This is a genomic window from Streptomyces sp. Ag109_G2-15, assembly GCF_900215565.1.
In the GTDB taxonomy this organism is placed as follows: domain Bacteria; phylum Actinomycetota; class Actinomycetes; order Streptomycetales; family Streptomycetaceae; genus Streptomyces; species Streptomyces diastatochromogenes.
On sequence record NZ_OCNI01000001.1, the window covers coordinates 2,551,894 to 2,562,538 of the forward strand.

General features: G+C 72.7%; 4 protein-coding genes. 1 reads left to right on the forward strand and 3 read right to left on the reverse strand.

Annotated features, from left to right (window positions below):
• Positions 1 to 92: 92 nt before the first annotated feature.
• Positions 93 to 1,274: an alkaline phosphatase gene (locus CRP49_RS11215; protein ID WP_257033663.1), complete on the forward strand. Its 1,182-nt coding sequence runs from the start codon at positions 93 to 95 to the stop codon at positions 1,272 to 1,274.
• Between the two features lie 36 nt (positions 1,275 to 1,310).
• Here CRP49_RS11215 and CRP49_RS11220 read toward each other — a convergent pair whose 3' ends face one another.
• Genes CRP49_RS11220 through CRP49_RS11230 form a run of 3 tightly spaced genes read right to left on the reverse strand, consistent with a single transcriptional unit; the run spans position 1,311 to position 10,611 of the window.
• Positions 1,311 to 3,701, reverse strand: coding sequence for an ATP-binding protein (locus CRP49_RS11220; RefSeq protein ID WP_097253240.1), 2,391 nt, complete (start codon positions 3,699 to 3,701; stop codon positions 1,311 to 1,313).
• Positions 3,698 to 6,916 carry a hypothetical protein gene (locus CRP49_RS47465; RefSeq protein WP_097253241.1) on the reverse strand — a complete coding sequence of 1,073 codons (3,219 nt, stop codon included), beginning with the start codon at positions 6,914 to 6,916 and terminating at the stop codon, positions 3,698 to 3,700. Before CRP49_RS47465 ends, CRP49_RS11220 begins: the two co-directional genes overlap by 4 nt.
• On the reverse strand, positions 6,916 to 10,611 hold the full coding sequence (locus CRP49_RS11230) for an AAA domain-containing protein (RefSeq protein ID WP_101924639.1): 3,696 nt from the start codon (positions 10,609 to 10,611) through the stop codon (positions 6,916 to 6,918). Before CRP49_RS11230 ends, CRP49_RS47465 begins: the two co-directional genes overlap by 1 nt.
• Positions 10,612 to 10,645: the final 34 nt, after the last annotated feature.

Sequence of the window (10,645 nt, forward strand, 5' to 3'; positions counted from 1 at the left end):
CTGCGGTTGAGGACTGGCGAGTCTAATAGTTCCCGGATTGCGCAACCATTAAAGACTCCCCGGGACCCGGGGCGCCCCCCGTCGCCACCGCGCTGGTCGCCGCCACCACGGCCGTCGCGGTCGCCACCTCCGCCGGTGCCTTCGTGGACAAGTTCCCGCTCACCGGCGCCTACACCACGTACGCCGTCCACGCGGACGGCACGCCGGACTATGTCACCGACTCCGCCGCGAGCGGCACCGGCTGGGCCACCGGCGTCAAGACGGTCAACGGGCGCATCTCCAAGACCCCCGGCACCGACAAGGCCGTCCCCACCCTGCTGGAGCCGGCGAAGAAGAACGGCTACGCCACCGGCAACGTCACGACCGCCGAACTCACCGACGCCACCCCGGCGGTGCTCGACTCCCACGTCACCGACCGCTCCTGCCAGGGCCCGGCCGACATGGCCAAGTGCCCCACCGACACCCTCGCGGCCGGCGGCCCCGGTTCGATCGCCGAGCAGTCCGTCAACCACAAGGTCGACGTCCTCCTCGGCGGCGGCAAGCAGCGGTTCGACCAGAAGGTCACCGACGGCAGGTACAAGGGCCTCACCGTCACCGAGCAGGCGCAGAAGCTCGGCTACCAGGTCGTCACCGACAAGGCGGGCCTGAAGAGCGTGAAGCCGGGCAAGCCGGTCCTGGGCCTGTTCGCCACGGGCAACGTGCCCGTCGAGTGGACCGGCAAGGCGGCCGCGGTCGGCGGCACCGACCCGCAGCGCTGCGTGACCTCCAACCCCAACCGCCCGGCCGCCACCCCGAGCCTCGCGGACTCCGCCACGAAGGCCATCCAGCTGCTGGAGGCCAAGCAGAAGGCGAAGCACTCGACCCAGGGCTTCTTCCTGCAGATCGAGGGCGCCTCGATCGACAAGCAGGACCACGCGGCCGACCCGTGCGGCCAGATCGGAGAGACCGCCGCCTTCGACCGCGCGGTGAAGGTCGCCCGCGCCTACGCGGCCAAGCACCCCGACACCCTGGTCGTCACCACCGCCGACCACGGCCACACCAGCCAGATCGTCCCGCTGGAGGCCACCCCGCCCGGCCTGTCCTCCACCCTCGTCACCAACGAGGGCCAGCAGCTGAAGGTCAACTACTCGACCAACACCCCGGGCCAGTCCCAGGAGCACACCGGCACCCAGGTCCGCATCGCCGCCCAGGGCGCGCAGGCGTACCGCGTCCTCGGCGTCACCAACCAGACCGACCTGTTCACCACGATCCGCGAGGCCCTGCGTCTGCGCTGAACCCGTGACCGATGGGCTGAGCGGGGTCGTACCCGCTCAGCCCATCGGCAGGATCAGACGGAAGTGAGCCCCCTTCAGGACGGGGTGGCCGTGTGAGCGTGCGGCCAGCAGGACGTCGCCGTCGACCGCCTCGGCGATGCGCCGGACGCGGTGGAGGCCGTCTCCGCGGCCTTCTCCCTTGGTCGAGCGGCCCGCACGGAAGACCAGGTCCTCGCGGCCCTGCGGGTAGGTGGCGCCGATTCCCGGGCCGCTGTCCCGGACGTCCACGACCCACTCGCCGCCGGACGGCTCGACCTGGATCGCGACGCGTCCGGTGTCCGAACCGGCCAGCGCCTCGCCCGCGTTCGCCAGCAGCTCGTACAGCAGCACCTGCGCGGCGCGGGTGCCGATCCGGGCCACGGCCGCGGCCGGAGCGCCGATCTCCACCTGCGGGCCGGGGAACGCCTGCTGCCACATGCCGGCCATCTCCCGCAGCAGCGGGACCAGGTCCGTGGTGCCCTCGACGCGCTGCCCGTCCACCGTGTTCTCGGCGGTCCGCGCCGCCAGCTCGGCCAGCCGGGTGTCCAGGTCGGCGGCGGGAGCGGAGCCGGCGAGGGCCGCCATGTAGTCGTCGTATCCGGGGCTGAGGCCGTGCCGCCGGGCCTCCCACTGGCGTACGGCGTGGCCGTCGTCCTCGGGCGCCGCGTCCTCCGGGCGGGCCTCCCAGTCCCGCAGGGCCGCCTCCAGCCGCTGCTGCGCCTGGTCGCCGAGGACGGCCAGGACACCGCAGCGGCGGAACCGGACGCGGTCGGCGGACGCCTCCTTCGCCGACCGGAGCCGGACGAGCCCGGCCATGGCGGCCCTGACCGCCTCGGCGTCGGGGATCACGTCGGCCGCGTACTGCGCCTCCGTCAGGAGTTCCTCCGCCGTGACCTCCTCACCGGGCGGCGCCGCCGCGAGCGCGGCCCAGAACGCGATCCGCGCGACGAGGGACGGGCCGAGCGGCCTGAGCACCGTGTCCTCGACGGCCGCCGTGAACGGCCGGTCCTGACGCCACTGGGACAGCCACTGCGTGCCGCCCCCGGCCCGGCCCTGCCGCTCGGCCAGGGCCTGGAGGAAGAGGTGGAGCAGCGCCGGGTCCCAGCCGGTCGCGTAGGCGAGCGCGTCGGCGACGGTGATGCCGCCCAGGCCGGTCAGGTCGAGCATCCAGCGCAGGGTCAGCCACCGTGAGGACTCGTCAGGCCCCAGCAGCTCGTCGAGTTCGTCCGGCGTACGGCCCGCGAACGCGGCCAGCGGCCACTGGGGGCCCAGCACCCGCAGCAGTGCCGTGGAGCGTCCCGTGCGCAGGGTGGCCAGCTGCAGCAGCGCGCGCAGGCCGAGCACCGCGTACCCGCCGCGGCCGGCCGGTGCCCGAAGGGCCGGGCCCGCGGCCACGAACGGGGCGACCTTCTCCATCCCTTCCGGCTCCCGGGTCTCGGGCCCGCCGATGAACAGGTCCAGGTTGTCCAGGGGCCGGAACCGCGCGATCTCCGGATCGGCGAACGCCCGCGACACGGTGGTGAGATAGCCGCCCGTGACCTCGTCGGGCCTGATGTCCTCGGCGTCGTCGCGGTTCAGGAAGGAGTTGAGTGCCGTGGCGAAGCGCTGGGCCGTGTCGAAGCCGCCGTCGGCCAGGGAGGCGTACGCCTCCAGCAGCTGCCGGGCCGAGTCGTCGGCCGGTGTCCAGCGGACGAAGCGCGCCTGCCGCTGCTGCTGAACGGGATCGAGGTGCCACTCCAGGAGCTGCTCCGGGGACACCTCCGGCATCCAGGCGGGCAGCGCGGGCACCCGCTCCGGGCCGGAGCTGCGCGTACCGTCGTCGATCTGCCGGGCCGCGGCCCGCAGCAGCCCCGCTTCGATCAGCGCGCGGCTCGACTCCGCCCCCGCGGGGTCGGTCGTGCCCTCGGCCTCCCGTTCCGCCAGCCGGTCCCGGAGCGCCTGCTGCCCGGCCCGCAGCCTTTCACTGAAGTCGGCTTCGGCCTGCTCCAGCAGCGGCAGTGTCTCCGGCCAGGAGACGGCGCACCGCCGCTCCAGCTCCGCCAGGTCCAGGTCGGGCAGGGGCAGGTCCGCCTCCAGGGCCCGTTTCTGCAGCGCCGCCCGACGGGAGCGGAGTTCGTCCAGCAGCTCCTGCCGGCGGGCCGTGATGGCCTGCAGGCGGCGGGAGAGGTGGGCCTGGTCCGGCAGCGGGCCGTGCTCCAGCAGGTACTCGGCGGCCTCCACCTCCCCCTCCCGCAGCAGGCTCTCGAAGACCGACTGCTCGTCCTCGTCCTCGGCGATGCCGCGCAGCACGGCATCGGTGAGGGAGGCGTCGTCCAGCCGCTCCGGCCTGCGCAGCTCCACCGCCAGCCGGCCGAAGCGGAAGCGGCCCGGCCACCGGCCCAGCAGTTCGATCACGGGGTCGTCGGTCATGCGTGCACCCTTGCCCAGTTGGCCACCGGCTTCAGGCGCTCCAGCAGCGCCAGCGGGGGGTGGCGGTACGGCGGTTGAAGGACGTCGGCCTCGCTGAACAGCCCGTCCCAGGCCTGGGCCGTGAGCGCGGCGAAGCTCCGGAAGGGGGCGAGGACCGGTTCACCGGCGTCGGCCCGGCGCACGGTGCCGGCGGACAGCCGGCGCGCCTCCAGGACCAGCTCCTCTATCCGGTTGAGGTGCGACATCTGCTTGCGCCACTGGATGGGTTCCTCCCCGGCGTCGGCGACCAGCCGGTCGACGTGGCGGCGGACGTCGGAGGGCAGCTCGGAGCCCAGCCCGGGGCGGAGCGCGAGGTCCGTGGTCGCCGCCTCGATGCGGGTGAGGACGCCGTCCGCGGCGAACATCCCGTCGTGCCAGGCCTGTCCCGCGCCGAAGTTGAAGCGCCCGCGGCGCCGCCGGATCTCGTCGATCCTGCGGGCCAGCACGGCCCAGCGCTCCTCCGCCTCGGCGGCCGTCAGGGTCGTGGCCAGCTCCGCGGTGAACGCGTCCAGCGGCAGGCCACGCCCCTCGGGCAGGCCCAGTTCGCGCACGGCGGCGGCCAGTTCACGCCATCGGGGCGACAGCGTCTCGCCGTGCAGGTCGACCACCTGGCCGCCGGAGGGGCCGCCCCACAGCAGGGTCTCGGCGAGCCCGCCGACGGCCGCGACGGCCCGGTCGCCCTCGTCCTCGATCTCCAGGGCGGTGTGCTCCAGCGCCATGCCGACCGGGCCGAACTCCAGCGGCAGCGCCGCCGTGCACACGGCCGCCGTCAGCCGCTCGCCGCTGTCGGGCAGCAGGCGCCCGACCAGCGCGGCCTCGAAGTAGGCGTGCCGGCTCCAGGCGTCAGCGACCAGCCAGCGGCACCAGCGCCTGCGGTGCGCGGACGGCACCCGATCGCCCAGGCGCAGCAGCGTGGCGGCGCCGCGCCGCAGATCGGTGGCGGAGACCTTGCGCTCCTGCCAGACCTCCAGGACCCGCCAGGGGTCGTCGAGGTCGCGCAGGATCTCCGTCAGCGCCTCGCCGTACCGGCCCTCGGCATCCGCCTGACGCGCCGTCACCAGCGCGCCGTAAGCGGCGGTCGCGCCGTCCGTGACCGGCGGGGCGGGGGGCGCGGACTCCTGGTCCCGCGGTGCGGGGTACGGGTCCTGCTCGACGCCCAGCCGGGAGAGCAGGTCGGTCACGAACCGGGAGCCGTGCACCCGTACCCCGAGCTGGCTGGCGCTGCCCGTGCCCTCGACCCGGGCGGTGCTGCGCCCCAGCGGGGCGAAGCTGCCGAGCTGGAGGGTGTCGTCGCGGGCCACCAGCCGGACGCCGGAGCGCCGTCGGTGCACGGTGATGCCCCGGGTTCCCTCGACGACCTTGGTGAACGCCTTGACGGCGTCGGCGTCGCGGCCCGGGGAGGGCTGCACCAGGTGGACCGCGACACCCCGGTCGGCGCACTCCCGCAGCGCGCCGGCGACCCGTTCGGTGGCGGCGCGGGCGCTGATCCGGTCGTCGGCGAGGACGAGCCTGTCGGTGGCGCCGTGCAGCGCCTGCCACAGGTAGTCCTGGTGGGCGCCGTCCTCCACCAGTTCCACGCTCGGCGCCTCGTCCGTGGCCTGCCGCACGGCGTCGGCGAGCGCGGCGCGGTGCTCGTGCCAGCTCGCCGCCCAGATCCGCATCATCTCGGGGGTGGTGTCGGTGGGCCCCTCCGGCAGCGGCGTCTCGGCGATCTCGGCGCCGACGGGCTCGACGTCGTCGGCCGCGGGGAACTCGTCCTGGTGGGTGAGGACCTGCAGCCGCTCCTGACCGGCGAACCCGGTCCGGCGGACCCACAGCAGCAGCTCCGCGACGCACGCGGGCAGCTCGGGACCGTACTTCGACGGTTCGATCAGCAGTCCCGTCAGCTGGCCGCCGGAGCCGCTCACCAGGTCGAGCGGGCCGTGGGCGCTGACGTAGGCGCGCACGTTGTCCTGGATCACGACACAGGCCGCGGTGCGCACGCTCGCGTCGGACAGCAGCACCCGCCCCGGGTACTTGGCGGCCAGCTCGCTGAGCGCGGTGCGCACCTCCGGGGCGATCGAGTCGCCGATCGTGCGTCCCCAGGAGAAGACGAGCCGGACCCTGCGCTTGAGCGCGTCCTGCAGGTCGGGCAGCAGGTCCTTCAGGGTGGAGTAGCGGATCGACGGGGAGACGATGACGACCTGCTTGCCCGCCTTGGCCAGCAGGTGCTTCAGCGCCCACTCGTGGCCCTGGGCGTTCTCGATCGGCTCCACGTGCGCGCGGGCCTGGAGCAGTCCCCTGAGCCGCTGCTGGATCTGGCGTCCGACGTCCTCCAGCTTCTGCTGGTGCTGCCCGGCGTGGACGGCCTCGACCTTCGGCAGCTTCTCGACCTGGGCGGCCAGCCGGGTCAGCAGCTGCGGGACGCCCTCGGGTTCGAGCAGGACCCGGCTCGCCCGCCCGCGCAGCGCCTGCACCAGAGCGCTGTCCGGCTGTTCGTCGCCGAGCCGGGCGAAGTACTCCTGGAAGCGGGCCTCGGCACGGGCGCTCCAGAACCGCTTGCCCGGGTCGGCGACGGACACGGTCAGCCGCCCGCTGTCGTCGTCGGCCCGGACCTGGACCCCGACGGTGTACCAGCGGATCTCCTGGGGCGGCTGCAGCAGCGGGTTGCCGAAGCTGACGTTGAGGATGCGGCGCCGGAAGCCGGCCCCGCCGCCGTACCGGGTGGCCGCGCGGACCGCGGCCAGCAGGTCGCGCTGCGGCAGGTCCGAGGCCTTCAGCCCGTGGTCCACGGGGGCGCGCAGGGCCCCCGGCGGTGCCTTGGCCGTGCCCTCCCGCTCCGCGTAGAAGCTGCCGGTGATCGGTTCGAAGAGGTACGACCGGCTCTCCTGCACCCCGTTCTCGTCGGCGGTCCCGGAGCCCGTGCCGATGCTGTCGCGGCCGCCGTCGCTCAATGCGAGGTCGCCGCTCTGCAGGTCGATGGTGACCAGCCCGCGTGCCCACAGCGAGGTCACCACGTCGAGCACGACCCGGTACGGCAGGACGAACAGGTCGGCCAGGTCCTGCACCTTGGTCAGCCCGGTGCCGATCGCCTTGGTGACGAGGGTCTCCAGGGTGGTCTCGCCGTCCTCCGGGCCGACCTGCATCTTGAGGGTCAGCATGCGGCACGGCAGCGCCAGTTGGACCAGGTCGTTCATCAGGACCGCCCCACTTCGTCGGCCGAGACGACGGTGCCGTAGTGCCGCAGCACCTTGGTGACCGTCGCCCAGTGCTCACCGCCGTACGTGGCGAAGTGCTGCAGGTCGCCGACGACGACGAGCAGCCGCTTGGCCCGTGACATCAGCACGTTGATCAGCTCACGCCGGCCCACATGGCCGACGTTCCGCTCGATGCGGCCGCTCGGGTCGGCCGTGCTGCGCACCAGGGACACGATGACCCGGTCGGCCTCCCGGCCCTGGAAGGAGTGCACGGTGTACTCGCGGCCGCGCAGCGAGTCCCGGCCGCCCAGCAGGTCCAGCTGGGCCTTGTAGGGCGTGAGTACGGCGAGGCTGCCGTCGTCGTCGAGGCGGTCGGGAGGCGCGGAGGACGGCTGCATCCACTGGGCGATCCGGTCCACCAGGTCCACCTCCCCCATGTTGCGCCAGCGGGGTTCGTCACCGAACCCCTCGCAGCCGCTGGTGTCGACCCAGACGAGCGAGCGGCCGCGCAGGAAGTGCGGGGCGGTCAGGTCGTGCGGCTTGTACCACTCGGTCTCCAGGAAGCTGACGGGCAGCCCGTTCTCCTCGCGCGGCGGGACGCGGGGGTAGAAGGCCCGGCTGACCGGCTCGGCGATGGTCTTGTCCATACGGAACTGCTTCTCGATCCGGCCCACGGCCGAGTCCATCTGCTGGTAGTCGCGCTCGGTCTTGTCCGCGAAGATCTGCTGGAACAGCCGAAGCGCCTTGAGATGGTCGTCCTTCTGCTCGTACTCCAGGGCCACCAGGGGGTCCCGGTGGCCGCGCAGCGAGTCGAGGAAGGCCTCCAGCTCCTCCTCGCGGTGCGGCCCGAGCTGCAGGTGGTCGCCGATGAGGGTCCAGCGCACCCCGAGGACCAGCGGGACGATGACCTCGGTCGACCACGCCTTGGCGGCCTCCTCCACGATCACCCAGTCGAACAGGTCCCTCGGGTCCCAGCGGCCGTCGTTGATCGTCGCGGCGATGGAGCAGGTGGCGAGGACCACGCTGGCCCCGCTGCGGATCCGCTCACTGAGTTCGAGCTGGTTGGAGGTGATGTGCTTGAGCCATTGCTCGGCCAGCTCCCGGCGGGCCTCCTCCAGCGGGGGCAGGTTCGGCAGGTCGATCCACCAGCGCGCGCCCAGCTCGACGAGGTCGCGGGGGTAGGGGGCGTCGGCGTAGGGCGGGTGCTCGTAGGACTTACGGGCGAGCCTGGCCCTGAGCAGCTTGGTCGAGGCGTCCCGCACCGATCGGGTCAGGTGGGTGAGCGTGTGGGAACGCACCAGCTCGTCCCGTACCTCGTCCTCCCTGTCCGTGGGGGTCTCGCGCAGGATGAGGGTGCGCGGGCCCTGCTGCTGGATGAGCTTGCGGGCCAGGCCGTCGAGGGTGTGGTTGGACTGCGAGGTGACCAGGATCCGGGCCCCCTGCTCCACGGCCAGATTGCGGCGTACGGCGGCGGCGGTGAGGGTCGACTTGCCGGAGCCGGGCGGTCCCTGCAGGGCGAAGAGCGGGTGGGTGCCGAGCATCCGCTCGATGAGCTTGCGCGTGGTGGGGCCGAAGTCGACCTCGCCCTCCTTGGGATGGGGGTCGATCCAGCGGCCGCGCCCCAGGTCGAACGAGAACGGCGCGCGCAGCGACTCGATGAGCAGCGGCTGCGCCCGCAGCAGGGCCAGTCCGCGTTCCTGCCGGTCGAGCTGGGGGCCGCTGCCGCCGTCGTCGACGTGCCGGATCCAGCCCGTCCTGGGGATGGTGCCCGCACCCTGCACGGTGACCCTGATCGTCTGGGGGTCGACGTACTCCCGGAAGACCGCGGTGACCCCCGAGCCGCCGAAGTACGGCTCGCGGGTGGAGCTGCGGCGCACCACGTTCAGCAGGGTGGCCTTGCCCTCGCGTTCACCGTCGAGCCCGGTGAAGAAGTCCCCGAACCGCGGCCGGCGCCGCTCGTCGAGCGCGTAGGCGGCCAGCATCGGGTTGGCGTGCCGGCGTTCGGCGTCCGCGTCCTCGTCGAACTCGATGGTCACCGTGCCCTGTTGGTGGGCGGTCTCGACCACGCGGAACGGGTAGGACCGGGCCTGGAGCACCACGCGCTGGTAGTTGAGGAGGAACTGCAGGGAGCGCAGGTACATCTCGTTGAGCGTGTCGCTGCCGGCGTGCCCGCGCACCTCCTCCTGCAGGTCCGCCCAGGAGCGCCTGCCCTCGACGACCTTGGACATGTCCTGTCCGGGCCGGAAGGGGATCAGCTGGAGCGGGCTCTCGATCCTGCGCCTGCGCTTGGCCGTCACCAGCTCCATGGTGATGTCCTTGTCGCGCAGGTACTTGATGACCAGGACCTGTTCGAAGTGCTTGCGGGTGTTCGTCATGGGGACGGGGTCGTACAGGACGGCGCAGAACCAGACGGCGCGCTGCCCGATCAGCACCCACTGCGCTTCCTTGAGCCGGTCCTCCGGTCCGGTGGCGTAGCCCAGGGCCCCGCGCTCGGAGTGGACCAGTTCGGCGTCCTCCAGTTCCCGCTCCAGGAAGAACTGCAGTTCGTCCCGGCCGGCCGGGGTGGCCGGGGAGCGCCGGATCCACTGCCGTTCCTCGTAGAGCATCTGCACGCTCTCGTCCGGCATGAAGGCGACCAGCCGGGGCGTCTTCTCGTCCGGCCCGGCCCAGTGGGCCTGGATCTGCTGCCAGTTCTCGTCGAGGTGCTTCGCCGCGGTGTACGCGGTCCAGCGGCTGTCCGGGTGGGGCTCCATCATGCGGCGCAGCACGTGGGCCAGGGCCTCGGGCAGCTTGGCGGTGGCGAGGTGGGACACCATGGCCCGCTGCAGCCTGGCCAGCGCGTCCTTGCGGTCCGCCGCGCCGGCCTGTCTCACCTCCGCGTACGGCTCGGGCAGGACGTCGGGGATACGGCCGCAGAACCACTCCCAGGCCGTGGCCCCCAGCCCGTAGACGTCGGTGCTCACCCAGTCCCGCCGCACGCTGGTGTGCTCGTCGAACAGGTAGGAGTGCAACTCGGGGGCGAGGAAGGCGAGATGGCGTTCGGCCTGGATGCCGGAGGGTGCCGTGTAGAACTGGCGGACCTCGGCCACCGTGTCGGGGCTGCTGCCCGCGCCCACGGTCCGGATGACGTTCCCCATCAGGGTGCTCATCTCGAACCGCGACAGCACGATCTCGACCCGGTCCGGGTCCCAGACGTCGATCACATGGGTGTTGAGCGAGGCCGCGGTGAGGTTGCGGTGGATGATGCCCGCCGAGTGCAGCTCGTTGAGGGCGTCCAGCAGCTTGCTGAAGTGTTCCAGCGCCCTGCGCGGGGCGCGCCGGGCCCAGGCGACGGTGTGGTCGATGTTGATCGGTTTGCCGCGCTCCCGGGTGAGGGTGAAGGCGATGTCCTCGTTCGGGACGAACTTGCCCATGGCGATCTGCGGCAGGGCGGGGTGGTTCAGCGCTCCGACCCGGAGCAGGTTGCGGGCGGTGTGCTCCCATAACTCCCCGGCCAGGCCGGTGATCTGGAGAAAGACGGTGAGCTGGTAGGCGTCGTGCCCGTGGGTCTCCGTCCGGCGGTTCAGGGTCGCCCGCACCAGGCGTTCCGGGACGACGATCTCCGGGTCCCCGACCAGCGTGTAGCCCCCGAACTGGGCCTCGTCACGGCAGAAGAGCCGGTCGATGAGTTCCTTGCACTCTGCGACGTTCTTCAATGCGCCCGTCCCCCTCGACGTACTTCGCACCATT